We start from the raw sequence: 24,890 nt of genomic DNA on the forward strand, positions 1-24,890 counted from the left end.
GCATAGCGCTCCGGGCGTTCGCGCCTCAAATCGCTCCACCGGAGCGATTTGCCTATGGACGGCACTCACTCCCTGGGTCGAGCCCGAGGATGACGATGGGGGTGGAGTGAATGGTGGTGATGGAGCCGCAAGCGCGGCTCAACACCCATCGCTGTCCCGGACTTGATCCGGGACCCAGCAGCCTTGTCCATGCTTACAAGCGAATGGAAAGGCACATGGACCCCGGCGTGCGCCGGGGCAGCGAGGGGGGACGCAAAGCGGCGGGGAGAAGCAAGAGTGGAAACGGTTTTGCGGTTCGGACACGCGACAGAACAAGGGCTTAGAGCCAAGGATTTGAGTCAATCAAATCCTGAACGGCTCTAACGGATGATCGAGCAGCTCAGTTGGGAGAGCGCGTCACGATAGCGCTCCCGCATGGCCTGATGGGGCGGCGCCAGCCGCACGACGACTGCAACGTCGTTGCCCTGCGCCTCAACGATCAAAAGTCCTTCGTCGATCTCGAAGCGCTGTTCGGCCAGAAGGCGCGTCTGGGCGGGATTGAACAGGCCCATGTCCAGCAGATCACCCGAACCCGAACGATTGGTCGTGGAATAGATCACATGCCCATCGGCGTTGAACACAGCGACCGACCAGAACGCGAGCGGCAAATCTCCGTTGACGATGCCCGGCCCGTCGCCCAGCTCCAGCCTGCACACACCATAGAGCAGTTCGGGGTCCAGCCCCATCGGGTTGGCTTCACCGGGAGCCAGATCATCGAAAACCACAAAGGTTTCAAGCGGCGCGACAGCCTCCAGCCGATGCCACACATCGCGCACGGCCGCGTCGGGCAGGGTGAGGATGACAACCAGATGGATAAGCCCGCCCAGAACCACCCCGCCCAATATCCAGAACAACAGCCGGCTCATTGGCAGGACACCTTTTCGATGGCCGGCATGGCTTCGATTGTTGTGTTGGCGCCTGAAAACACCACGGCGTCATAAAGGGTCAGAGCGAGCGTGAACGGTCCCGTTCCTTCGATTTCCAGCCAGTTGCCCGGGCCCATTTCGACCCCGATGGTCGCATTGAGCCCACCATCGCCCCATCGCGCCACGCGTTCGCTGTGCAGCGCGGGAAGCTCGGGCGAAGCGGCGATATTGGCGCCGTCCGGGTCGGTTGCCACAAGCGTCCAGAAACTGGCACCGGGCACTTTCCCAGCCACCAGGTACTGGCACCGCGCGTCCAGCGGATCGCCCGAATCGTCCGTGTAGGCGCGAAATTGAAGGCCCTCGGCATAGCCAAGCTGAAGATGGCCCGTCCGCGCCAGATAGGCCCGGCTGTAGGGGTTGGGCATGGGTTGTCCCACATCGGGCCACGCGGCCCAGGAGCCGACCCGGACCGCCGCAAACAGCCTGCCGTCGGTCAGCGCGTAATAGCTTGCCCCGAACCCCACCGAGAGGGCGACCACGAGGCCAACCAGCAGTCGGAAAATCAAACCCAAGACGTCACAGACTTTCGTTGGCGCCGGCGACTGGAGCCGTTGCCTGATCGATGGCCCCGCTCCCCCCAACGGCAAGGGACTGGCGCATTTTTTCCGACAGATCAAGCAGCTTGATCGCCGCTGCCGGGGCCAGGGTCGGCGCGCGCTCGGGCGCCTGTTCGCCATCTTCCCCGTTTGCCGAATCTGCGATGATGAAGGGCCGAGGCTCCATATCCACCCCGAAAACCGGCTTCACTTCGATATTGGTGTGTGCGTAGGCCATGAATTTCTGCCAGCTCATGGCCGGAAGACTGCCCCCGGTCAGATTGTTCATGGCCGTGTAATTGTCGTTTCCGTACCAGACCGAGGCGACGTAATTGCCGGTATATCCCACATACCACGCATCGCGGTACGAACTGGTCGTTCCGGTCTTGCCCGCACTCGGGACACCCTCGACAACCGCGCGTCCGCCCGTGCCGCCATAATTGACGGCGTTGAGAATGTCGTTCATCGACAAAACGATCTGCTCATCAAGGAGCCGCACCCGGTTCTCGTCGGGATTGGCCTCATAGATCACTTCGCCGCGCAACGTCGTGATGCGCGTGACCCCGAACCCGGTCGCCCGATAGCCGCCATTGGCAAACACCGCATAGGCCGAAGCCATGTCGAGTGCGCTCACCGAGGCCACGCCCAGCGCCAGCGAACGGGTCACCGGAAACGCGTTGCGGATGCCGAGACGATGCGCCATTTCGGCAATCGGCTCACGCCCGGTCTGGGTGGAAAGGCGAACCGGAACGCTGTTGATCGAAGCGGCCATGGCAGCCCGGATCGTCGTCCCGCCACGAAACGAGCGCCCGTAATTCTGCGGGCACCAATTGCCGATACAGATCGGTGCATCGGTGATCGGGCTGCGCGGCGTGAGCCCGAGCATCTCGAACGCGGTGGCATAAACGAATGGCTTGAACGCCGATCCCGGCTGCCGGTTGGGCGCCACCGCCCGGTTGAACTGGCTCTGTCCGTAATCGGTGCCGCCCACCATGGCGCGCACGGCGCCGTTGTGCTCCATGACCACCATGGCGCCCTGGCTCACATTGTAAGCGGTGCCCTGTTCGCGCAGGACCGAGATAATGGCGTCTTCGGCATGAACCTGCAGGTCGGGATCGATGGTTGTGCGCACCACGAACCCGACCTCGGGGCTGTCGCCGACAAGGCGCTTGGTTTCCAGAAACGCCCAGTCGAGAAAGTAGTTGGGCGAATTGGCTTCGGCGGAACGGTCGACCGGCTCAGCCGGCCGGCGCCGCGCTGCCGTCACCTGGCCTTCGGTCAGATAGCCTCCATTGACCATGTTGGTGAGGACCACATTGGCCCGCCCGCGCGCCGCAGCGATATCGACGTGAGGAGCCCAGCGGGTCGGCGCCTTGTAAAGCCCGGCCAGCATTGCGGCCTCGGCGAGATCGATATCCTGGATGGGCTTGCCGAAATAGAACTCCGCCGCCGCCGTCACCCCGACATTGCCGCCCCCCATATAGGCGCGGTCGAGATAGAGCTTTAAGATTTCGTCCTTGGTGAAATTGGCTTCCAGCCAGAAGGCCAGAAACAGCTCCTTGATCTTGCGCTCATAGGTCCGCTCATTGGTCAGAAACAGGAGCTTGGCCAATTGCTGGGTGATCGAGGACCCACCCTGCAGGCCCGAATCGCCCCCGGCATTGGAGAGCAGCGCCCGGGTCGTACCCCATACGTCGATGCCGAAATGCTCGTAAAACCGCCTGTCCTCGGTCGCCAGCGTCGCCTTGATCAAAAAGTCGGGGATTTCCGCCAGCGCCACCGAATCGTCGGACCGGATGCCGCGCCGCCCGATTTCGTTGCCGTAGCGGTCCAGAAAGATCACCGAATAGTCCTCGGCCCGGTTGAACTCGCCCGAGGCGGTTGCATCCATCGCCGAAAGCGCCAGCGCCACCATAAGCACAGAGCCCATGGCGCCAAAGCTCAAGGCGTCCGATGCCAGCTCGACGAAAATCCGCCGCAGCCCACGCACCGAAAAAAGCGAGAAAAAATCCTGAGTCCTGGTATAGACTCGTCCCGTCGAGCGCATGCCGTCGTAAAGAAACGAATCCAGCCATGCGTCGGCCTCGAGCAGCCGGTTCTTGCCTTTGGCACGCTTCTGCTTTGTGTAAAACGGGTCCTGCACCTTGGGCCTTTTGCTGCTCGGCTTCAATTGTTTGCCCGTCCGGGTGCGCTCGATCCCGAACCGATGGTATTGTATGGCGTTAAGCCCCAATGGGTCATCACAATTTTATGTGGTTTTGCCAACGGGGTTAAAAGTGTGGAGTTGGTGCCGACAATGGCATTCTGGGACGAAAAACCGCTTGAAGCCATGACCACCGAGGAGTGGGAGGCGCTGTGCGACGGCTGCGGCAAATGCTGCCTGCTCAAGCTCGAGGACGAGGACAGCGGCCAGATTTTCCCCGCCAATGTGCGCTGCAAGCTGCTCGATGGAGACACTTGCGGCTGTTCGGACTATCCCAACCGGCAGGCCAAGGTTCCCGACTGCATCAAGCTTACCCCTGAAAAGGTCCGCGAGATCGCCTGGATTCCCAAGAGCTGCGCCTATCGGCGCATCGCCGAGGGCAGGGGGCTGGCCTGGTGGCATCCGCTCGTTTCGGGCGATCCCGAAACCGTCCACGCCGCCGGAATTTCCGTTCGCGGCCGCACCATTGCCGAAGAAAATGCCGACACCTCCGACTGGGAAAGCCACATCATCGACTGGGTCGACTGGGAACCGGCCGAATAACCAACCCGGCCCTGCAAACGGTTCGGACCGGGAAAAAATCGTGATGAACGCTTTCTGAATATCGAGTTCACGGCCGGTTCCGGCCGATAGAGCTAAACCTGATCCTGCAAGAGGCAACCGGCGGTACGCAACACCCGCCCAACCCAACCAGGAGACGGAACAATGTTTAAAAAGATCATCATCGCAGCCACCCTCGCTGCCAGCTTCGGCGCCGTGAGCGTTCCGGCCATGGCCAACGACATCTACATCAACCAGTTCGGATGGGGCAATTCGGCCGGCGGCACCCAGTCGGGCACGGGCAACGCCATCGGTGCTTTCCAGGACGGCTGGTGGAATTCGAGCACCCATCATCAGTCGGGCCACGGCAATGTCGCCGCCAGCGGCCAGAGCGGCTGGGACAACCAGTCCGAAACCTGGCAGAACGGCAATTTCAATGAGGCCGGCGTTGGCCAGTTCGGGTCCAACCATACCTCGGTCCTTACTCAGGACGGCAATGGCAACGTGGCTGCCGGCGTCCAGGTCGGCGATGGCTGCACTGCTGCGGTCGATCAGAACGGATCGGGCAATGTCGCCGCCTTCGTTCAGGTCTGCCCCTGACAGTCGCGCATGGCTCACCCATTTTCCCCAGCCGGGCAGGGCTTTTAGCCCCCCGGCGCCAAGGAAGGACGCATCCGATGACCATTGATCGCCGCAAAGCCTATTCGCTTTCCATTCTCGGCACCGCCGTCGCACTTGTCGCTGTCGGTACGGCCAGCTATGCCCGCTCGACCGACGATGTCACCGGCGCAACACGCCCGGTGCCCTGCGAGGTGGTTTCGACCGCAGCCGGCAATGGCATGACCCTCGAGGCCATCTATAACGCCCAGGGACCGACCAACGGCACCTACCGTCTTTCGGTAAAGTCGGTCGGCGGCGCCAACAGCTCCACAATCAATCAGGGTGGCGGCTTTGCCGCACATGACGCCGGGCCTGTCAGCCTGGGGCGCGTCTCGGTCGGCAACGCGCCGGCATATGATATCGCCCTGACCGTCGAGGTCGACGGGGTGGTCCACACCTGCCTCGATCCGCAGGGCAATTGGGCCTGACGAAAAAGGGGCTCCGAAACGGGAGCCCCTTTTCTTTGGCGTATATCGCAGCGCTACTGGACCTGGCGCAGCGTCAGGCCCGAGAGGACGCAGTCTCCTTCGACAGCCAGACCGCTGTCCCCGGCCACGATCTCGCATTCGATCGGTGTGGGCACCGAACTGCCGCCATCGATCTCCTCGATGATCAACGAGCCCTCGCTTGCCGCATAGGTGCCGCTCAGCGCGGGCTCTGTCGCTTCGGCATCGAGCACGACACCTTCCCAGGCGGCAAATGATCCGTCATTGCCGAACAGGAAGGTCAGGCTGTTCGTGCCCTCGCCCTGCGCCACGAACCGTCCCGGCCCGATGCCGCTGATGCTGGCCTGCGCGGCCGCGTCGCTTTCATCCTGACGGGACGCGACCTCGGCTTCGAGAGCCTCAAGCTCGTCGGTGCGGTCCGACAGCGTGGCCGTCAAGGTTTCGAGTTGGGCCTGCACCTCCTCGCGCTGGGCCTGCGCGTCGGTAACCTGGCTTTCCAGTTCGGTCTGCTGACCTTCGAGTTCGGCCACCACGGTTTCGAGGCTTTCGCGCCGGTCTTCGAATTCGGCCTGGCTGGCGCGCAGCTCGGACAATTGGGTCTGGGCGGCAGCCTGCGCTTCGCGCGCCGCCTGCACTTCGCTTTCCATTTCCGCTGACGTGCGCGTGGCGTCGGCCGCTTCCTGAGTCAACTGGGCCGCGGTTTCGCGCAGCTCGGCTTCCTCGCTGCGCGCCGTCTGCAACCGGCTGCCCACATCGGCCAACTCTGCCGTGCTCTGGGCAATTCGGTCCTGCACTTCGGAAAACGAACTTTCGGCTTCGGCGAGATTGGCCTGCAATTCTTCGATGCGACCCTCGCGCTCGGCCAGTGCGTCGGCGACTGTCTCAAGTTCGGCGTTGGCTCCCTCGAGGGCGGCCTGTACCTCGTCGCGTTCAGCGACAATGGTATCGCGGTCTTCGGTCAGCCGGTTGCGTTCCTCGGTCAGCGTGCTGATTTCGGCCTCGAGTTCCTCGAGCGTTGTCCCCGACTCTTCCATGGTCTGGACATCGGCTGCCAACTGATCGCGCTCGGACGTCAGGGCGTTGACTTCGTTTTGCAGGCCGCCCGTCGTTGTCGATGAGGCAAACCACAAGATCACGAACGCCGCCCAGCCCAATACGGCGGCAGCGCCCAGCGCGATAACGAGCGGGTTCCTCGAGCGGTCTTGAGTTTCGGTGTCGTCGTCCATGGCAAATCCTTTTGGCTCCGTTGAGGAGCGAATTGGTAAAGCGAAAATGGCAGGAGCGTCCCGGCTTGGCGCTGTCCCTCGCACGAACAACAAGCAACGCGCCGCACGGGTTCCAATATGACGGCGCTTTGAGGGGCGAGGCAACCTTAACGCCAGATAAACGTGACCTTCGACGGCGGTTCAGCTCGCCCAATTCATAGTCGTGGTCATGGAGGCGCAACACCGCCACAGCAAAACCAGAGGAGCACGATCATGGGATGCAACACCAACACAGCAAAGGCCGCCGGCCTCGCACTGATTATCGCAATGGGCGCATTCACGGCCCCCGCCAACGCCGGGCAGGTGTCGATCAACTTGAACCCCGCCAATGCCGAACAGCAGCAGATGATGCAGGCCGGGCTCGGCATTTATGCCCTCTACAACGGCATCCAGAACGGCTCGATCACCCAGGATGGCGTCAACAACATGGCCGGTCTGACCCAGGGCGGCGGCGGCAACCTCGGCATCGTCCATCAGGAAGGCAACAACCACAACGGCACCCTCAACCAGCAGGGCGGGAACAACAGCTACGGCCTGTTCCAGTTCGGTGAAGGGACCGATGCCCACGTCAATCAGTCGGGCGGCCAGACAGGTCTGGGCCTGGTCTTCGGTTGGTAATTCCCCGGCTCCGATCCGGTGTCCGTACTCGACCGTATGGGTACGGGCGCCGTTCCCCGGGGCGTGTGACATACTTCAAAGCGTTGATTTCCGGCATCCATAGGCGTAAACGATCCCGCGCCACGCTGGAGGGGCCGGGACATGCTTGGTGCAACCGCTTACGTCACCGCGTTTTTCACGCTCGTTCTTGCCGGCATGATGCTTGTGCCAATGCTGGCCGATCTCTCCGTCGGCAACCCCGATTGGCAAGCCTTCCTCATCTCCGCGCTCGCCGCCGGCGTGCCTTCGGGGTTCCTTGCGCTCGCCACAAGGCGTGAGCTTCCGCCCTTCAGCCTGAAATTCGGCTTTCTGCTCGTCAACATGATCTGGGCATCCACCTCGATCGTCGCCGCATTGCCGCTTTTCCTTTCCGGGCTCTCCATCAGCTTTACCGATGCGGTTTTTGAAGCCACATCGGGAATAACCACCACGGGATCGACAATACTTGCGGGCCTTGACGACATGCCTCCGGGCCTCCTGCTGTGGCGCTCGATGACGCAATGGTTCGGCGGGCTGGGCATCATCGCGATGGGGCTGCTTCTCCTCCCCTTCCTGCGGGTGGGCGGCATGCAGATCTACAAGCTCGAATCCTCGACACAGGCCGATTCACCCTTCGCGCGGTTCACAAAATTCTCATGGGCGATGGTGGGGCTCTATCTCGCCCTTTCGCTCGCCTGCGCCCTTTCCTATTGGGTGGCGGGCATGTCCAGCTTCGATGCCGTAAACCACGCCATGACCACGGTCTCGACCGGCGGCTATTCCACCCACGATTCCTCGATGGGTCATTTTGGCCTTCCGGTTCTCGTCGTCGGCATCGTCTTCATGATTGGCGGCGCGATGCCCTTCATCGCGATTTTGCGTGCGGTCACCACCGGACGGATTTCTGCAGCCTTTGAGGCACAAGTGCCAGTGCTGCTCTCGATTCTGGCGGTTTTGAGCTTTGCAGTGTTCCTTTCGGCACTCGCCCACTGGCCGTCGGACCTGAGGTCACTGGGGGTCCATTCGGCGTTCAATATCGTCTCGGTGGTCACAACCACCGGGTTTGCTTCGACCGACTACACGCTCTGGGGGCCGTTCGTGAACACCGTCTTTCTGCTCGCCACCTTCCTGGGCGGGGCCGCCGGCTCGACCAGCGGTGGAATAAAGACTTACAGGCTCATCATAATTTACCAGTCGCTGCGCAACGGGCTCAAGGAATTGATCTATCCCCACGGCATATTCGTGGTGCGCTACGAGGGTCGCGAAGTGCCCTGGCAGGCCATCAAATCGGTGCACCATTTCATCGCAGCGTTCCTCGCGCTCCTTTTGGCCGTCACATTGGTTCTCGGCTTTACGGGCCTTGATACCCTGACAGCCTTCACCGGAGCGCTTACCGCCCTCACCAATGTCGGCCCCGGCCTCGGTGAAATAATCGGCCCGGCGGGCAATTTTTCCTCGCTGGAGCCGCTGGCCAAATGGGCCCTGATCTTTGCAATGCTGGCTGGGCGCCTTGAAATCCTTGCCATTCTGGTTCTGTTCAGCCCAGCCTTCTGGCGGCGCTAGAGCCGTCCAGGATTTGATTGAATCAAATCCTCGGCTCCAGACCTTTGTCTTGTCGCGTGTCCGAACCGCAAAACCGTTTCCATCCCCGATCGCGTCGAGGACATGCTTTTGCTGGACACGCTCTAAGCCCGTCGTTTTCTCGTTCTACTTGCCGGTGAGGTCGGCGAGCAGAGCGTCGAGCGAAGCAAAGCTTATGCCCATGCCATCGGTCATGCCGGTTGCCAGTGATGCATCGCGCTGGCCCTTGGATTCATAGGTGATTGTCTGTTTGAGCCGCGTGCGATCGTTTTCGGCCTGAAACGCGCACTCGATCAGCATTTTTCCCATGCCGAAATCGTCATCGAACGTCTCGGTGGTCACAAGGCGGGCCGGGGGCTCGATCTCGTGGAAAATTCCCTTGAGGCCCATGCTGGCCCCATCCGGTCCCGACCAGACGTAGCGATACGTACCGCCAGGCCTCAGGTCGATCTCGCACGTGGCAAGCGACCAGTCGTCCATCCCGGTCATCCAGCGCCGAACGAGATCGGGCTTTGTATAACAATCGAAAACCAGATCGGCCGGGGCATCGAACAGGCGCTCGATGACCACTTCGAGATCGCTCGGTGTCGAAACGGTAAGGGTAGTGGAAAAGCTCATCAGTTCCGTTCCTTTTTGCGTTGAGCCTTCAACTCGTCCAGCAGGGTGTCGAGCCGGGAAAAGTTGGCTTCCCAGATCTGACGATAATTCTCCAGCCAGTCAGTGGCTTCCTTGAGCGCAATGCCTTCGATCTTGACCGGGCGCTTTTGCGCGTCGCGGCTGCGCGATACCAGCCCGGCTCGCTCCAGCATCTTTATGTGCTTGGAAATGGCAGGCTGGCTCATATCGAAGGGCGCCGCCAGTTCCATCACCGTTGCCTCACCCTCGATCAGCCGCGCCAGAATGGCGCGCCGCGTTGGGTCGGCCAGGGCGATAAATGTGGCGTCGAGGCGTTCGGAATCCGTCATTTCATAACCGTATAGATTGATATCTAATTAGTTATATAAGGTCGCTTTCCGAGTCAATATGCACAGCCTGGCGGCTGGGCAAAAAATTTGCCGATTTTGTCGGATCGGACCAAACTGACACGTCCTGTATGCATCAATGCTGCAAATGGAGACGACAAATGCCCGCCACGCCCAACACCGACAAGGAACTCGTGCTGGATCGCCTGATCGATGCGCCGCGCGACAAGGTCTATCGTTGCTGGACCGAGCCAGACCTTATCAAGCAGTGGTTCGCGCCCAAGCCCTGGACCACGCCCAATGTGGAGATCGACGTCCGTCCGGGTGGTGCCAATACGGTCACGATGGCCGACCCCGAAGGCAACGAATATCCCAATCCCGGCATCTATCTCGAAGTCGTTCCCAACGAAAAACTGGTTTTCACCGATGCCTTTACCGCCGGATGGCAACCGACCGACAAGGCGTTCTTCACCTGCGAGCTGACCTTCGCCGATGAAGGCGGCAAGACCCGGTATATCGCCCGGGCCAAGCACTGGACGCTGCAAGACAAGCAGCAACACGAGCAGATGGGATTCCACGAGGGTTGGGGCATATGCGCCGATCAACTCGAAGCGCTGGCCAAGACGCTCTGAACGCGCCTGGCGTTATTGACCATTCCGCTCGAGCCACGCCACGGCGTGCTCGAGCATTTGTTTGGCATCGACCAGCAAACTTCCTGCTGCTCCGATCTTATCTTGCCGCCCGCGTCCCTTTTCGAGATGGGATGTCACGATCGCGGTAAAATAGTCGATACCATCGAGTTGGGGGGCAACGGCGTCCGAGGTGTCGAACTCTTCGCACATCCGCCATACCGTTCCGTCCGGGCCGGCAAACGGTACCGCCCAGCGCTTGATCCGCTTGTTGGGAATGTCGGCCAGATGTTCTGCGTGATGGATCAGCGTCATCGTATCGTGCGGCGCGCCGACCATCAGCACCTTGCCACCGGCCTCAACCAGCCTGGCCAGCGGCGAGCCTGGCCCGTAGCCATAATCGAGCGCGTGATCGGCAACCAGCCAATCGGCCCGCGCCCCGATAGCCGTCATCGACGCTCCGGGATTGTCGCTGCGCAGGGCGCCAGGGGTGGTTCTGAGAAACTCGGGCAACACGCCATGGTCCCGGACGGCTCGTGAGCGCTGCGGATCGAACCCTGAAATCCTGTCTCGCCACCCGGCGGGCACGCGACCGGTCTCATCGAGCAGCGCTTCGTAGCGGGCATCCCAGTCGGTATAGGCCATGATGGTGCCGCTGGGTCCAACCGTCCTCAGGAGCGCATCGATCAGTGTATCGGGTCCATTGATGAGATTCCCCACGGTGCTCATGGCGGCGTGGACCATAACGACATCGCTGGCACGCACCCCGATTTGGGAGAGATCGGTGACAAGATCGGCGCAGGATAGAAAGTCGGACATGCGGACGCTCACGATAGAGTGAACATGAGTTTAAGCATCAGAGCGCCGTGCGCCAACGTGCTTAACACGACCTTAAGTCCCTTCTGGCAGATTTTATGCCGTTGAGTTTGTTTTGTTAGCGCCAAGTCATCCCATGCTGTCCGTTGGGGGCGGACAGCGTCTCGCCATAAAGGCGTGACAGGATAACTGGCGATTGGAAGCGGAAAAGGTCCCTCCATGCGTAGCACCGCCCCCACGACTGATTTGCCCGTTCTTTCGCGCCGTCGTGCGATGGCGCTCGGGTTGGGCGCTGGCGCAGCGCTCATTCTGCCGCGCCCGGCCTTTGCCAATGTCTCCGATTTCGTTGCCTCGGTCTGGCCCGAAGCGTCCTCGCGTGGCGTTTCCCGCGCCATATTCGAGCAGGCCTTTGCAGGCTTTACGCCGTCCGACCGCATCATGAGCCTCACGCGCAGCCAGCCCGAAACGGTCAAGACGACGGGTCAGTATGTTGCCGACGCAGTATCGTCCACGCGCGTGTCCAACGGTCGGAGCATGCGCGGGGAGTGGGCCCAGACATTGGGTGGAGCCGAGCAGCGCTATGGCATCCAGTCCGAGATCATCCTTGCCATCTGGGGCATGGAAACCAACTACGGATCCTACATGGGCGGCAACAATGTCATCCATGCGCTGGCAACGTTGACCTATGGCAATTACCGGCGCGACTTTTTCAAGAGCGAATTGCTGACCGCGCTGCAGATCCTGCAGGCGGGCCATGTTGCCGCGCCGCAAATGGTGGGGTCATGGGCCGGGGCGATGGGGCACACCCAGTTCATGCCGTCGAGCTTTGTGGCCTACGCCGTCGATTACAATGGCAACGGCAAGCGCGACATCTGGAACTCCGTGCCCGATGCATTGGGGTCGGCCGCCAACTATCTCAAATCGCATGGCTGGCGGAGCGGCGAAACCTGGGGCTACGAAGTCCAGCTCCCCTCCGGTTTCGATTATGGCCGCGCCTGGGATATCGGGCGCCAGACCCTTGGCCAATGGGAAGCCATGGGTGTCCGCCGCACCGGCGGGCGAAACTTTCCGCGCTCCGGAGACATGGGACGGATTTTCATGCCGTCGGGCGGCAGTGGTCCGGTTTTCCTGTTGCTTGCCAATTTCGACGTCATCAAGCGCTACAACAATTCCGACAATTATGCCCTCGCCGTCGGCCATCTGGCCGACCGCATCCTTGGCGTCGGTCCCTTCATCCGCTCGTTTCCCGCCAATGAGACGGGCCTGACGCGATCACAGCGCGAAGAATTGCAAAGCCTCCTCAACCGCCGCGGATACAATGTCGGCACACCCGATGGGGTCGTTGGCCCCAAAACCCGACAGGGCATTATCGCCTTCCAGCGCGCTGCCGGGCTTCTGGCCGATGGTCACGCTTCAAGCGCCCTGCTTTCCGCACTGCGCTAGAATTCGCGAAAGTGAGGATTGGGTAACCATCCAACCCGGTGAAACACCATAAAATGCACAATTTGAGGTAATGTCTCACGTTGACCCGGAGGGCAAGAGGACCGTCCCATGGTTATGGAAGTATCGACGAGCGAAGAGGGAAGGTTGGCGGCGCTCAATCGGCTGACCGCCGCTTTGGTCGCCCCGATCGAATCCCTGGACCACATTCTGGAACTCGCGCGGATCAGCATCGCTCCGATGGTGGCGATTTCCATCGTGGACCGGCATGCCGAAATCGTCCTCGCGGCTACGGGCCTGAGCTACCGGCGCGTCGAGCGCGACCGGTCTCTTGCGACGCTGAGCATCGGGCTGGATCAGCCGCTGGCCATCGAAAATGTGGCCACCGACCCCCGTTGCTCCAGTCTGGAATGCAGCCCCGGCGGAACGCCTGTCGGCTCCTGCCTTGTCGCACCCCTTCAAACCGCCGATGGATATGTCATTGGTGCGCTCCAGGTGATGGATAACAACGCGCGTGTGTTCGGTGAACGGGAGATGGCGCTTGCTGGCCACCTTGCCGACTTGGTCATGTCCGAACTTGTATCGCACCAACCGGGTGAAGCGGACTATCTCACTGGCGCCCTGACGCGCAGGAGCTTCAGGGCCGAGGTCGACCGCGAATACGCGCGGGCGCTGCGCTATGACCGGCCGGCCACGCTGATTTTCGTCGATATCGACGGATTTCACCGGGTAAACACGGCCTTCGGCGCCGAAATCGCCGACGAGGTGCTCAAATCGGTCGCCAACCGCGCCGCCGAATGCCTCCGGACCACCGACCGGCTGGGCCGGCTGGGCGGCGAAGAATTCGGCATGTTGTTGCCCGAGACGATGGCCTATGAGGCCAGCCAGTGTGCCGAACGCCTTCGTGAAGAAATCAGTGGGCTGCGCTTTCGGTACTCGGGCAAGGTCGTATCCGTCACCGCCAGTTTTGGCATTGCCCCATTCGATTCCCGATTGCGCTCGCCCATCCAGTGGTTCGCCCAGGCCGATATTGCGCTCTACGAGTCAAAAAAGGCCGGCCGCAACTGCGTCAGCTTTGCAGCCTTGCCACAAGCCACCGATCCGGTATCGGAAGAGGGTGATCCCATTCGCCCCCTGGGCATGCACTGAAACCCAGGCTGCGACACAAGCGCCCGCATCTTCCGTTTCGGCAAAATCTCACCGACCGGTTCACCATTCTGCCTTACCAGGCGTTATAATAGTCTTGCCAGGATAAATGGCAGGCTGGAAAAGGCACCAGGAGGTGGCAGGCATGGGCTCAAATTTGCGCCGCAACGCCAGGGCATACGTCCTGAGACACAGGCGGGCCTTCACGCTGGCCGAGCTGATTGCCGACGGCATCGTCCACGGCGTGGGCCTGTTGGTCGCAATTGTTGCCGGTACAGTACTGATCACCCTTGCGGTGGTTCACGCGACCGGCGCGGAAATTGCCGCCGTGGCCATCTATGTTGGCTCGTTCGTTGCCTTGCTCAGCGCGTCGATGGCCTTCAATCTCTGCCCGATGGGACCCATCAAGGCATGGCTCGCGCGCATAGATCAGGCGGCGATCTTCCTGTTCATCGCAGGAAGCTATACGCCACTGCTGATTGCGCTGGGCGATGTCGCGGTAGCCGACAAGCTGTTGATCTTCGTCTGGGCAACGGCCCTGATCGGCATCGCTCTCAAGCTTTTGGTGCCGCAACATTTCGGTAGGCTGGCCATCCCGTTTTATCTCGCCATCGGCTGGAGCGGCATTCTGGCCTTCCAGGCACTGGCAGCCGCTCTCCCGGCGACGGCCCTTTGGCTCCTGGTCGCAGGTGGCGTGGCCTATTCGGCGGGTGTCATTTTCCATCTTTGGGAAAAACTCGCCTTCCAGAACGTGCTCTGGCACGCCTTCGTTGTGACCGGTGCAACGCTGCACCTCATCGCAATTTTTGAGGCAATGGTTCTCATCCGGATGTGACGTCGGGGAATAGGAACAGATTTCATCCGTTAGCTCCTTTGTAAACGGCCGATGGCCAACCACACCCAAGGAGGTAGAGATGAAAACCCGCGCCCTCATAACTGCAACTGCACTGCTCGCCGGCGTTTCACTGCTGACACTGCCGACCCAGGCGCAATCGCCTATTGATATTCGCAGCACCTGCGAAGACCTGAGCGGTGATCCCACCGAAGGTCGTGCCCGGGCCCTTTTGGGCACCAGCATCGGTTTCGCCGAGGACCTCTGCGAAGACCGCGGCTTTGACTTCGACGACGACGATTGGCGGGATGACGACGACGATCGCGACGACGACGACGACGACGATGATCGCGATGACGATGATGACGACCGAGACGACCGAGACGACCGCGATGATCGTGACGATGACGATGACGATGACGACGACGACGACGACGACGATGATGATGATGATGACGATGATGATGACGATGACGATGACGAAGAGGATTGATCTCTAGTCATTGACAGAGCCCTCCCGGCGAACGCTCGGGAGGGCTCTTGTTATCATGCTCTCTCAACAGCCGGGAAACTGGACCAGGCCGTATCCAAAAACCGGGTCCCGGCCTGTTTCTCCCAGATCAATGGCATCCGCGGAGAGGTCCTCGGGAGATGCGCCAAGCGCCAGGGCAGCGGCAACCAGCGGGGACGCAAAAGAAGTTCCTGACCGCAGGTTGCCGCCCTCTGGGTCTGCGACCCAAACGTCCACGCCCGGCGCCGCAAAATCCACATGTTCACCATGGAGCGCCTGACGGTAAATCCGGTACTCCGCATCGACTGCCGTTACAGCGACAACGCCCTCCTGGGCTGCCGGAAACTGGGGTGGCGAGGCAGGGCCGCGATTTCCGACCGCTGCCACGACCTGCACGCCGCTGACGAGCATCTCATCGATTGCGGCGGCAACGAGCGCATTGTCCTCACCCGCCAGGCTCATGTTGAGCACGTCAAGATCGCGCCGGGACAGCGTATCGAGGGCGCGAACGATATCGAACGCGTCGGCGGAAATCGCGCCGAATTCCCCGCGATGAAAGGCGCCCGCCGCGATCAGTTCTGCGTTGGGTAACGGCCCCGGCGCGGCGCTGCCGGGCTGCCCGACCATCAGCGCGGCAATCGCGCTGCCATGGTCGGACGGCGCGGGTTGCCTGTCGGACGACAGTGCAGAGAACGTCTCGATCCGACCTCCTTCAAGCCCGGTGCGCGCGGCGTCAACAGGCGTATCGATCATGCCGATACGCGGGCTGGCTTCGCACATCCTGCCGGGGTTCCAGCCCATCATATCGAGCGATGCGCACCCCTCGGGCGTGCAGGGCAAGGCCTGAAGCGCATAGAGCGTATTCTCGACGGGTCGCGTGTCCGTGGAAAGTTCGGCGAGGAGTTGCCGGGCCTCGGAAACCGGGAGGTTTTCCGGCAGAGCCAAGCGAGCCACAGTGCGACCGATAAGATCTATCGTTTCAGTCGCCAGAACATTGAAGCCCAGACTTTCGATCTGCCGGACGGTAAGCGTTTCCGACAGCGTGATCAGCAATTCGGGGGAGGGCTGGGGACGCGAGGGCAAAAAAGCGGGTGGCGCGGGCACAAACACGGTGCGGACCACCCGATTGCCGCGTTCGCCCTCTTCCTCATCATCATCGTCGTCGCGATCATTGTTCCGACGGCCGCCGTCGTCCTCATCGTCGTCTTCATCCTCATCGTCCTCTTCGTCGTCCTCATCGTCATCTTCTTCCTGCGCCATTGCCATCGAAACCAGAGGCAGACCTGTCCAGGCGAGGCTGGTGCCCAGTGCGCCGTAAGCCAGCGCCAGGAGAACAAAAACAAGACTGAGAATTTGACGGGCCGGCATCGGACCTCACCATCTGGAACGGAACATGCTGTTATAACGTCGCGTATGGAAAATTATTCATGCCCGCGTAAAAAAGTGAACGCCGCGTGGAATAAGTCGGACCCTGAACCGTTAGCGCCGCAGTGTCATGACGACGGGAGATATTGGTGCCGCCCGATATCGGTGATCAGATAGTCGATTTGCTTCCACGGTTGCGGGCATTTGCGTTGTCTCTGACGCGCGGCCCGGCCGATGCAGACGATGTTGTCCAGGCTGCCTGCGAGCGTGCGCTGCGGGCACCGGAAAAATTTGCGCCCGGCACGCGGCTCGATGCGTGGATGATGCGGATCATCCACAATCTGTGGATCGACGTCTACCGCAAACGGCGGCGCGAAACGCTCGAGGATACCACCGATCCCATAAACGACAGGTTGGGCGACGATGGCAGAGCGCTTGTTGAAAGCCGGTCCGAACTTGCGCGCACCTGGCGCCTGGTCTCGGCCTTGCCCGAAGAACAACGGAGCGTCCTGACGCTGGTTTGCGTCGAGGGGCTGAGCTACCGCGATACGGCGGACGTGCTCGATATTCCTGTGGGCACGGTGATGAGCCGGCTGGCACGGGCTCGGTTGCGACTGGCCGATGAACTCAGCCAAACCGATATTTCGGCGACCAGAACGGCGGAAAGACAATGACCGAATCCAAGGAAGTGACCGACGAAATGCTTATGGCTCACATCGACGGGGAACTCGACGCGGCCACCAGCAGGGCCATCGCCGATGCGATTGCCGCCGACCCGGTGCTCGCCGAGCGTGCGCAGGCTTTTTCTGCCAGCGCCAACGCGGCACGCATGGCTTTTGCCGATATCTTGTCGGCCCCGCCGCCAACAAAACTGGTCGAAGCCGTCCGGGATGGGTCGCGCAGCACGGTACTGCCGTTTCCGGCCCGCAACTGGGTCCGCGCCGCCCTGCCGCTCGCTGCATGCGTCGTGTTGGCCCTAGGGGTCGGTGGCGGTTATCTGCTGGGACGGGGGGCGACGCCCGGCCCGTTTTCCAGCACCGCCGAGATTGCCTCGATCATCGCAACCGCGCCTGCCGGTGTGCCAACGGCGCTGGAAAACGGCCAACTCACGGTCCTTGGTTCTTATCCTCTCGATCAGGGCTTTTGCCGCAGTTTTGCTTACCAGGACCCGAGCGAGAGCCTGAGCGGGGTCGCGTGCGACCGGGGGGCGGGATACCAGGTTGAATTGGCCCTGGCCGGAGGTGTGACGGACGGCTTTGCCGCGGCGTCCGACGGCGTATCGGCCAGCATCGACGCCTACCTGTCCTCGCTTGGCGCGGGCTCGCCGCTCGGCCCTGACGAGGAGGCCGAGCGGTTCGGGCAATTTTAGGCGACCAGTCCCTTGGTCAATTCCAGAGCCTGTTTTTCGAACAGCCGGCGATAGATGCCGCTTTCGCGGCGGATCAGCGCCATATGATCGCCTTCCTCGACAATTCGGCCCTTGTCGAACACAAGAATCCGGTCGAGGGCGCGAACTGTCGAGAGCCGGTGCGCGATGACCAGCGTCGTGCGACCGGTCATCAGGCGTTCGATGGCCTGCTGGATCAGCAACTCGCTCTCCGAATCCAGGCTCGATGTGGCTTCGTCCAGGATCAGGATCGGGTTGTTGGCCAGAAAGGCCCGCGCAATGGCCACCCGCTGACGTTCACCGCCGGAGAGCTTCACCCCGCGCCCACCCACCATGGTCTCATAGCCTTTCGGCAGGGAGACGATGAAGTCATGGGCGTTGGCCATTCTGGCCGCATCCATCACTTCGGCGCGCGTTGCACCGGGACGCGCATAGGCAATGTTGTCGGCCAGTGTCCTGTGGAACAGGATCGGCTCCTGCTGCACGATGGCAATCTGGCTGCGAAGACTGGCCTGTTCATGCTCGGCAATGTTCTGCCCATCGATCAGAATCTGGCCGTCATTGATGTCATAGAGGCGCTGGATGAGCTTGACGAATGTCGTTTTGCCCGAGCCCGAATGCCCCACGAGACCGACACGCTCGCCTGACTTGATCGTCACAGAAAAATCCTTGTAGAGCGGGGATTCGTGTCCGCCATACTGGAATGTCACCCTGTCGAAATCGATGGCTCCGGCGCCAATACGGATCGGCGTGGCTCCGGCCACGTCGGCAACGCCATAGGGTGCCGCGTCGAGTTCGACCAGCTCCTCCATCTCGTTGACCGAGCGCTGCAGGTTGCGGAAATGCATCCCCACGTCCTGCAGATACCCCTGAAGCACGAAAAACGAGGTCAGAACGAAGGTGATGTCGCCTGCATTTGCCACGCCTTGCAGCCAGAGCAGGACACCGGTTCCCAGGATGGTGGCGCGCAGAATGAGCAGGGCAGTATCCTGGGCGACCCCGTTGAGATTGTAGCGGTTCCAGGTCCGCAGCGTGCGCTTCTGCCATTTGGCGACAACGCCGCCCAACCGGGTTTCTTCGCGCGCTTCAGCGCCAAAGCCCTTGACCACGGCATTGCAGCCGATGGCATCGGACAAGGCACCGCCCACCTTGGTATCCCAGGCATTGGAAAGCGAAGCCGCCGGCGAGACGTAAGCGACGGTGATGCCTATGGTTCCGGCGATAAAGAGCAGCGATCCAAGCCCGATTACCAGCCCCATGATTGGCCAGAACGAGGCCAGCAGCACCGTTGTACCCACAAGCATGATCGTCGAGGGAAACAGAGCGACAAGCAGCGTGTCGTTCAACAGATCGAGCGACCACATCCCGCGCGTAATCTTGCGCACGGTGGAGCCGGCGAAGGTGTTGGCGTGCCAGTCGGTCGAGAAGCGCTGTACGCGATGGAAGGTCTCGTTGACCACGTCCGCCATCATGAAAAGCGTTAGCCGAATGATGTTGCGGAACGCGCCGAACCGCAGGACGACTGCCGTTGCGCCAAGGGCGACAAGAATAGCCAGGGCCGAAAATGCCGCCTCAAGCGTGGTTTCGTTCCCCACCGAACCCGAGGCAATAGCCTCGACAAGCCGGCCCGCGAAATAGGGCGTCATCACATCGGCCAGCGTCGCCAGCGTGATGAAGCCCAAAATCGCGGCGATGCGCCAGGGCTGGCGTTGCCAATGTCTGAAAGTGTAGCCGAGAACGGACCGATAAGTCGTTCCCTTAATATCGAGTTTCTTGCGAGTCATGGTCCCGATACCGGTTGCCGCAAGCATGCAGGCGCGCCGGTCCTATGAACTGGAAATGGTATGGACGAACGACAGACGGACTGGTGCCCGTGTGACGGTCGCTTGAACTTGAAGGAAGATGCGCAACGGCCTCTAGAGGCGGCGGACGCGGGGCATGGCCGGCAACCTAACGGTGGCGTTCATAACCCTGGGAGGGTGCGGTGATACTGGTCAATGCAACGCCTCCTTGCAGGTTTGCGCCAAACGAGCACTTCTTATAGATGCGAAAAAATGTCTCGCCAAGAGCTTTTGGGTAGAAAAATTTGCCACATGGGGAAGGATTGTCCAAAAACGACGATCGCTCGGTCAGGCCGGATGGCCTTCTGCGTCCTTTTTCTCAGCGGCGATATCGGCATCGGCCGTCGTGACGGGGCGGACGGCCTTCTTGGCCAGTTGGCGCTCGCGTAGCCAGATATAAAGCCCAGACCCGATCACGATGGGCCCGCCAACAAACAGCCACAGCGTGGGCGGCTGATGAAAGATCAGCCAGCTCGAGAGCGTCATCCAGATGATCTGGCTATAACCGAACGGCGCGAGAATTGATGCCGGCGCGTAGCGATGGGCGATGATCGAAATCTGATGACCCGTCATGGCGGCCAGTCCAACGCCCAGAAAGATGATCCAGGTCAGTGGTCCTTCGGGCCAGGTCCAATTGGCCAGCGCAAACGGCAACAGGCAAACGGTGCCAACCAAACCGGCATAAAGTTGCAGGCTGGCCGTGGTTTCGGTTTCCGTCAGCTTGCGCGTCAGAATGAAATAAAGCCCGGCCGACAGGATGCTGCCAAGAGACAGGAAAATCGCCCAATGGAAACTCGCGTCCCACGGCTGGATGATGATGACGATACCCACGAACCCCACGAGGATGGCCATCCAGCGCCGCCAGCCGACCTGTTCGCCCAGAAATGGTACCGACAGGGCGGTGATCAGCAATGGCATGCCGAACATGATAGAGGACGTCACGGTCAGCGGCAGGTAGAGCAGCGCAAAGAAATTGAACGCCGTCATGCCCAAAAGCCCGAACCCGCGCAGGATTTGCAACACGGGACGCCGTGTCTTGAAGCTGGCCAGACCCAATTGCGGCAGCAGCAGTCCGGCCATAAAGGCGAACTGCACGAAATAGCGCCCGAACGCCACCTGGGTGGGCGGCATCCCCGAAAGTGCCATCCATTTGGCGCAGGTGTCGCAGATCGTGAAGAAAATATAGGTGACAAGCGCCAGGCCGATCGCAAACAAACGGCGATCCTGGTGCCCGACGGTCGAACTGGACATGAAGCACGCCTGGCAGGAACGGGAGGGTAGGGCCGAACCTAGCCCAATTGCACCGCTATGCAAGGGGCCAATTCATATGCAGCACTGTGCCGCATATGAAATGGAGATGCCGGCTCCCAGAGCCGGCATTCTCTCTATTCGGGAAGGATGCGGACAGCACCCAGATCGGCGCTTGCCGCAAAGGCCGCATAGGCCTTGAGCGCGGTGGTCACCTTGCGCTTGCGCGGCGCTTCCGGCTTCCACGCATCGGGACCCTTGGCATCCATGGCCGCGCGGCGGGCGGCCAGATCGGCGTCCGAAATCAGCAGGTTGATCGTGCGGTTCGGGATATCGATCTCGATGGTATCTCCGTTTTCCACCAGCCCGATGGCCCCGCCCTGCGCCGCTTCGGGCGAGGCGTGTCCGATGGAAAGCCCTGAGGTGCCGCCGGAAAACCGCCCGTCGGTCACCAGGGCGCAGGCCTTCCCCAACCCCTTCGATTTCAGATAGCTGGTAGGATAGAGCATTTCCTGCATGCCCGGCCCGCCCTTGGGGCCTTCGTAGCGGATGACGACCACGTCGCCCTCCTTTACCTTGCCGGTCAAAATGTCCGAGACCGCGTCGTCCTGGCTTTCGAAAACCACAGCCTTGCCGGTGAATTTGAGAATGGATTCGTCAACGCCAGCCGTTTTGACCACGCAGCCATTGAGCGCGATATTGCCCTTGAGAACGGCAAGGCCCCCATCCTTGGAAAAGGCATGCTCGGTGGAGCGGATCACGCCATCCTTGCGGTCGAGATCGAGTTCAGCCCAGCGGTTTTCGGTCGAGAACGCCTGCGTCGTGCGCACGCCGCCCGGTGCCGCCATGAAGAACTGTCGCACGCTTTCCGAATTGGTCCGCGAAATGTCCCAACGATCCAGCGCATCCCCCAGGGTTGCGCTGTGGACGGTCGGCAACTCCCGATGCAGAAGGTTGGCGCGATCGAGTTGTCCCAGAATGCTCATGATACCGCCGGCGCGGTGGACGTCTTCCATGTGAACGTCCTGCTTGGCGGGCGCCACCTTGCACAGCACCGGCACCTTGCGCGACAACGCGTCGATGTCGTCCATGGTGAAATCGACCTCGCCTTCATAGGCAGCGGCCAGGATGTGCAGCACGGTGTTGGTCGAGCCACCCATGGCAATGTCGAGCGCCATGGCGTTCTGGAAAGCCTTTTTGGTGACGATCGAACGCGGCAGCACACTTTCATCGTTCTGTTCGTAATAGCGGCGGGCGAGATCGACGATCAGATGCCCTGCCTCCAGAAACAGCCGCTTGCGGTCGGCGTGGGTCGCCAGTGTCGAGCCATTTCCCGGCAGCGACAGACCAAGTGCCTCGGTGAGGCAGTTCATCGAATTGGCCGTGAACATTCCCGAACAGGATCCACAGGTCGGGCAGGCAGCCTCCTCGATGGCGGTCACTTCCTCATCGGTATAGCTGTCGTCGGCAGCAACGACCATGGCGTCGACCAGATCGAGAGCCTGCAATTTATCGCGATGGACGACCTTGCCGGCTTCCATCGGTCCGCCCGAAACGAACACCACGGGAATGTTGAGTCGCATTGCCGCGTTCAGCATGCCTGGCGTGATCTTGTCGCAGTTGGAAATGCACACCATGGCGTCCGCGCAGTGCGCGTTGACCATGTATTCCACACTGTCGGCGATCACTTCGCGGCTGGGCAGGGAATAGAGCATTCCGTCATGGCCCATTGCGATGCCGTCATCGACCGCGATGGTGTTGAATTCCTTGGCCACACCGCCAGCGCGTTCGATTTCGCGCGCTACCATCTGCCCGAGGTCTTTCAGATGCACATGGCCCGGCACGAACTGGGTGAACGAATTGACGACGGCAATGATCGGCTTGCCGAAATCGCCATCCTTCATGCCGGTGGCGCGCCAAAGGCCGCGGGCACCGGCCATGTTGCGGCCATGGGTGGTTGTACGTGAACGATATGCGGGCATGAGGTCACCTGCGGAAAAGAAAAATTGTCGGCTCTTGGCCCGTTCCGGCCAGCGTCTCCTCGGGCGCTGCCGAAACCATGTCCTATCTCTAACGCCGCTGGCACGCAGTGTAAAGATAAACCGTACCGTAACGTACGGTACGGCAAAAAGTTGCGCTGCTCGGTTGCCCGGACCGTCCGGATCGCGCAATAGATCGCCTTTTGGAAGTTTCGCCTCTGGGAGGGCCCTATGTCGGTCTGGACAATCTTGCTGGTGATCGCAATCCTTGCGGTCGTCATTATCGGCGGTGGCTACGTGTGGTGGACCACGCGTGTCAAAACGCATGCGCCACAATTTGGCACAAAGCCAGCCATTCCGTCCGCAAAGCCGCAGGGCGCGGTTCCCATGCTCAAGATGCCTACGGCGCGGGGCTGGCAGGGTGGCGCCAAGCCACGGACCGCTCCCGGTCTTAAGGTCAGCGTATTCGCCGAAAAGCTCAAACACCCGCGCTGGGTCTATGCGCTGCCCAATGGTGATGTGCTCGTTGCCGAATCCGCAACCATTCCCCGCAAGGTCTCGGGCTTTATGGATTATGCCATGAACCGGACGATGAAGCGGGCCGGCGCGACCTTTCCGAACGCCAATCAGATCACGCTCTTGCGCGATGCCGACGGCGATGGTGTGCCCGAAATCCGTGAAGTGTTCCTCAAGGACCAGCACCAGCCCTTCGGCATGGCCCTGATCGGTTCGACATTTTATGTCGGCAACTCCAATAGTGTCGTGGCGTTCCCCTATGAGGACGGCCAGACCACCATCGCAGCCCAGGGCAAGACAATCTTCACGATGAAGGATGGCGGCCACTGGACCCGCAACGTTATTGCCAGCGCGGACGGGACCAAGCTCTACGTCGCTATCGGCTCGCTTTCCAACATTGCCGAAGAAGGTTTTGAAACCGAGGAGGGCCGCGCCTGCATTGTCGAACTCGATCTGGAGACGGGCCAGAACCGCGAATTTGCCGGTGGCTTGCGCAACCCGGTCGGCATGGCCTGGGAGCCGACCGGCGGGAAACTGTGGACCGTGGTCAACGAACGCGACGGTCTGGGCGACGAAACGCCTCCCGACTATCTGACCTCGGTCAAGGATGGCGGCTTTTATGGCTGGCCGTATTCCTATTGGGGCAACACGGTTGATGACCGTGTGCAGCCACAGCGGACCGACCTGGTTGCCAGGGCCACGGCGCCCGATTATGCGCTGGGCGGACATACCGCTTCGCTGGGCCTGTGCTGGCTTCCGGCGGGCACGCTGCCGGGCCTTCCAGAGGGCATGGTGATCGGGCAGCATGGCTCGTGGAACCGCTCGAAACTCTCCGGCTACAGGGTCATTCTGGTGCCGTTCGAGAGCGGAAAGCCCTCCGGCGAGCCAATCGAAATTCTCGGTGGCTTCCTTTCGGAAGACGAGAAGTTCTCCAATGGCCGCCCGGTCGGCGTCACTGTCGCCAAGGACGGTGCCTTGTTGGTCGCCGACGACGTCGGTCACATCGTCTGGCGTGTAACAGCGGCCTAACCGTCGATCCCAAGGGCCTGACGCGCCTTGCGCGTCAGGCCTGCTGCTACGAGTTCGTAGGAGCGCTTCACATAGGCTTCGAGTTCGGTGGCCGATAGGGGCGCGCGTTCTGCGGCTGTAACCCATTTGCGCTTGGCGAAGTACGAAGCCTGTCCGACGCCATCGAGCGTGGTCAGAAGCTCAAAGCTTTCTTCGCTGCACTTGAAGGTCAGGGCCGCTCCCTCCTCGTCTGCGCTGAGCAGAACGAACACCTTCCCACCGACCTTGGCGACGTGGGCGTCCCATTGATCGACAAGTGAAGTGCCTGCCAGTGCCGCGACGAAATCGTCGAACCCCTTCCTATGAAAGATGCCGGCC

25 protein-coding genes are annotated in these 24,890 nt (G+C 61.2%); 13 read left to right on the plus strand and 12 right to left on the minus strand.

Annotated elements, in window-relative coordinates:
• Nucleotides 1–359: 359 nt before the first annotated feature.
• From AACZ55_RS02410 to AACZ55_RS02420, 3 genes are read right to left on the minus strand one after another with little or no spacing between them, the layout of a single operon-like run.
• A complete protein-coding gene (locus AACZ55_RS02410) occupies nt 360–905 on the minus strand; it encodes a hypothetical protein (RefSeq protein WP_338607447.1) in 546 nt (181 codons plus the stop codon).
• A complete protein-coding gene (locus AACZ55_RS02415; RefSeq protein WP_339642659.1) occupies nt 902–1,477 on the minus strand; it encodes a DUF1214 domain-containing protein in 576 nt (191 codons plus the stop codon). Before AACZ55_RS02415 ends, AACZ55_RS02410 begins: the two co-directional genes overlap by 4 nt.
• Nucleotides 1,478–1,481: 4 nt before the next feature.
• Entirely contained in the window at nt 1,482–3,671 is a 2,190-nt protein-coding gene (locus AACZ55_RS02420) for a PBP1A family penicillin-binding protein (protein WP_339642662.1), read from the minus strand.
• A gap of 126 nt (nt 3,672–3,797) precedes the next feature.
• Here AACZ55_RS02420 and AACZ55_RS02425 point away from each other — a divergent pair, with 126 nt between their 5' ends.
• The 3 genes from AACZ55_RS02425 (at nt 3,798) to csgH (ending at nt 5,332) form a co-directional block, all read left to right on the plus strand.
• Nucleotides 3,798–4,247 carry a YcgN family cysteine cluster protein gene (locus AACZ55_RS02425; protein WP_339642665.1) on the plus strand — a complete coding sequence of 150 codons (450 nt, stop codon included), beginning with the start codon at nt 3,798–3,800 and terminating at the stop codon, nt 4,245–4,247.
• A gap of 162 nt (nt 4,248–4,409) precedes the next feature.
• Nucleotides 4,410–4,844, plus strand: a complete 435-nt coding sequence (locus AACZ55_RS02430) for a curlin (RefSeq protein ID WP_338607442.1) — start codon at nt 4,410–4,412, stop codon at nt 4,842–4,844.
• 77 nt (nt 4,845–4,921) lie between these two features.
• Nucleotides 4,922–5,332 (plus strand): curli-like amyloid fiber formation chaperone CsgH, encoded by a 411-nt coding sequence (csgH, locus tag AACZ55_RS02435; RefSeq protein WP_339642669.1) that lies wholly within the window; start codon nt 4,922–4,924, stop codon nt 5,330–5,332.
• 53 nt (nt 5,333–5,385) lie between these two features.
• On the opposite strand, the gene AACZ55_RS02440 is transcribed toward csgH, so the two are convergent.
• Nucleotides 5,386–6,576: a hypothetical protein gene (locus AACZ55_RS02440; RefSeq protein ID WP_339642672.1), complete on the minus strand. Its 1,191-nt coding sequence runs from the start codon at nt 6,574–6,576 to the stop codon at nt 5,386–5,388.
• A 252-nt stretch (nt 6,577–6,828) separates the two neighbouring features.
• On the opposite strand from AACZ55_RS02440, the gene AACZ55_RS02445 reads away from it, so the two are divergent.
• Together AACZ55_RS02445 and AACZ55_RS02450 are read left to right on the plus strand one after the other, a co-directional pair.
• On the plus strand, nt 6,829–7,233 hold the full coding sequence (locus tag AACZ55_RS02445; RefSeq protein WP_339642675.1) for a curlin: 405 nt from the start codon (nt 6,829–6,831) through the stop codon (nt 7,231–7,233).
• A 141-nt stretch (nt 7,234–7,374) separates the two neighbouring features.
• Nucleotides 7,375–8,814 carry a TrkH family potassium uptake protein gene (locus AACZ55_RS02450; RefSeq protein WP_339642677.1) on the plus strand — a complete coding sequence of 480 codons (1,440 nt, stop codon included), beginning with the start codon at nt 7,375–7,377 and terminating at the stop codon, nt 8,812–8,814.
• 144 nt (nt 8,815–8,958) lie between these two features.
• Here AACZ55_RS02450 and AACZ55_RS02455 read toward each other — a convergent pair whose 3' ends face one another.
• Complete coding sequence (locus tag AACZ55_RS02455) at nt 8,959–9,450, minus strand: SRPBCC family protein (protein ID WP_338607437.1); 492 nt, start codon at nt 9,448–9,450, stop codon at nt 8,959–8,961.
• Nucleotides 9,450–9,797, minus strand: a complete 348-nt coding sequence (locus AACZ55_RS02460) for a metalloregulator ArsR/SmtB family transcription factor (protein WP_339642681.1) — start codon at nt 9,795–9,797, stop codon at nt 9,450–9,452. The genes AACZ55_RS02455 and AACZ55_RS02460 overlap by 1 nt, the downstream gene beginning before the upstream one ends.
• Before the next feature lie 158 nt (nt 9,798–9,955).
• Here AACZ55_RS02460 and AACZ55_RS02465 point away from each other — a divergent pair, with 158 nt between their 5' ends.
• Nucleotides 9,956–10,426 (plus strand): SRPBCC family protein, encoded by a 471-nt coding sequence (locus AACZ55_RS02465; protein WP_339642684.1) that lies wholly within the window; start codon nt 9,956–9,958, stop codon nt 10,424–10,426.
• A gap of 12 nt (nt 10,427–10,438) precedes the next feature.
• Here AACZ55_RS02465 and aac(3) read toward each other — a convergent pair whose 3' ends face one another.
• The gene (gene aac(3), locus AACZ55_RS02470; protein ID WP_339642687.1) at nt 10,439–11,242 is read right to left on the minus strand and encodes an aminoglycoside 3-N-acetyltransferase; all 804 of its coding nucleotides are present in this window, start codon (nt 11,240–11,242) and stop codon (nt 10,439–10,441) included.
• A 216-nt stretch (nt 11,243–11,458) separates the two neighbouring features.
• Between aac(3) and AACZ55_RS02475 the strand changes: the two genes are divergently transcribed.
• From AACZ55_RS02475 to AACZ55_RS02490, 4 genes are all read left to right on the plus strand, one after another.
• Nucleotides 11,459–12,682, plus strand: a complete 1,224-nt coding sequence (locus AACZ55_RS02475) for a lytic murein transglycosylase (protein WP_339642690.1) — start codon at nt 11,459–11,461, stop codon at nt 12,680–12,682.
• A 108-nt stretch (nt 12,683–12,790) separates the two neighbouring features.
• A complete protein-coding gene (locus AACZ55_RS02480) occupies nt 12,791–13,828 on the plus strand; it encodes a sensor domain-containing diguanylate cyclase (protein WP_339642693.1) in 1,038 nt (345 codons plus the stop codon).
• A gap of 142 nt (nt 13,829–13,970) precedes the next feature.
• Nucleotides 13,971–14,660: a hemolysin III family protein gene (locus tag AACZ55_RS02485; RefSeq protein WP_338607431.1), complete on the plus strand. Its 690-nt coding sequence runs from the start codon at nt 13,971–13,973 to the stop codon at nt 14,658–14,660.
• A gap of 79 nt (nt 14,661–14,739) precedes the next feature.
• Entirely contained in the window at nt 14,740–15,150 is a 411-nt protein-coding gene (locus tag AACZ55_RS02490) for a hypothetical protein (protein WP_339642697.1), read from the plus strand.
• Nucleotides 15,151–15,213: 63 nt separating this feature from the next.
• Here AACZ55_RS02490 and AACZ55_RS02495 read toward each other — a convergent pair whose 3' ends face one another.
• Nucleotides 15,214–16,536: a S8 family serine peptidase gene (locus AACZ55_RS02495; protein ID WP_339642700.1), complete on the minus strand. Its 1,323-nt coding sequence runs from the start codon at nt 16,534–16,536 to the stop codon at nt 15,214–15,216.
• A gap of 146 nt (nt 16,537–16,682) precedes the next feature.
• On the opposite strand from AACZ55_RS02495, the gene AACZ55_RS02500 reads away from it, so the two are divergent.
• Both AACZ55_RS02500 and AACZ55_RS02505 read left to right on the plus strand, forming a co-directional pair.
• Nucleotides 16,683–17,207: an RNA polymerase sigma factor gene (locus tag AACZ55_RS02500; RefSeq protein WP_339642703.1), complete on the plus strand. Its 525-nt coding sequence runs from the start codon at nt 16,683–16,685 to the stop codon at nt 17,205–17,207.
• Nucleotides 17,204–17,902 (plus strand): hypothetical protein, encoded by a 699-nt coding sequence (locus tag AACZ55_RS02505; RefSeq protein ID WP_338607426.1) that lies wholly within the window; start codon nt 17,204–17,206, stop codon nt 17,900–17,902. The genes AACZ55_RS02500 and AACZ55_RS02505 overlap by 4 nt, the downstream gene beginning before the upstream one ends.
• On the opposite strand, the gene AACZ55_RS02510 is transcribed toward AACZ55_RS02505, so the two are convergent.
• From AACZ55_RS02510 to ilvD, 3 genes are all read right to left on the minus strand, one after another.
• Nucleotides 17,899–19,704, minus strand: a complete 1,806-nt coding sequence (locus tag AACZ55_RS02510; protein WP_339642706.1) for an ABC transporter ATP-binding protein — start codon at nt 19,702–19,704, stop codon at nt 17,899–17,901. The two genes, AACZ55_RS02505 and AACZ55_RS02510, sit on opposite strands and share 4 nt — an antisense overlap.
• Before the next feature lie 345 nt (nt 19,705–20,049).
• Nucleotides 20,050–21,012, minus strand: a complete 963-nt coding sequence (locus AACZ55_RS02515; protein WP_338607424.1) for a DMT family transporter — start codon at nt 21,010–21,012, stop codon at nt 20,050–20,052.
• A 134-nt stretch (nt 21,013–21,146) separates the two neighbouring features.
• Nucleotides 21,147–22,991, minus strand: coding sequence for a dihydroxy-acid dehydratase (gene ilvD, locus AACZ55_RS02520; protein ID WP_338607423.1), 1,845 nt, complete (start codon nt 22,989–22,991; stop codon nt 21,147–21,149).
• Nucleotides 22,992–23,219: 228 nt separating this feature from the next.
• Between ilvD and AACZ55_RS02525 the strand changes: the two genes are divergently transcribed.
• Nucleotides 23,220–24,533: a sorbosone dehydrogenase family protein gene (locus tag AACZ55_RS02525; RefSeq protein ID WP_339642711.1), complete on the plus strand. Its 1,314-nt coding sequence runs from the start codon at nt 23,220–23,222 to the stop codon at nt 24,531–24,533.
• Here the strand turns inward: AACZ55_RS02525 and AACZ55_RS02530 are convergent.
• The gene (locus AACZ55_RS02530; RefSeq protein WP_339642806.1) at nt 24,530–24,883 is read right to left on the minus strand and encodes an MmcQ/YjbR family DNA-binding protein; all 354 of its coding nucleotides are present in this window, start codon (nt 24,881–24,883) and stop codon (nt 24,530–24,532) included. The genes AACZ55_RS02525 and AACZ55_RS02530 overlap by 4 nt on opposite strands.
• Between the last annotated feature and the right edge of the window lie 7 nt (nt 24,884–24,890).

Origin of the sequence: uncultured Pelagibacterium sp. (assembly GCF_963972885.1) — a bacterium.
Taxonomy (GTDB): domain Bacteria; phylum Pseudomonadota; class Alphaproteobacteria; order Rhizobiales; family Devosiaceae; genus Pelagibacterium; species Pelagibacterium nitratireducens.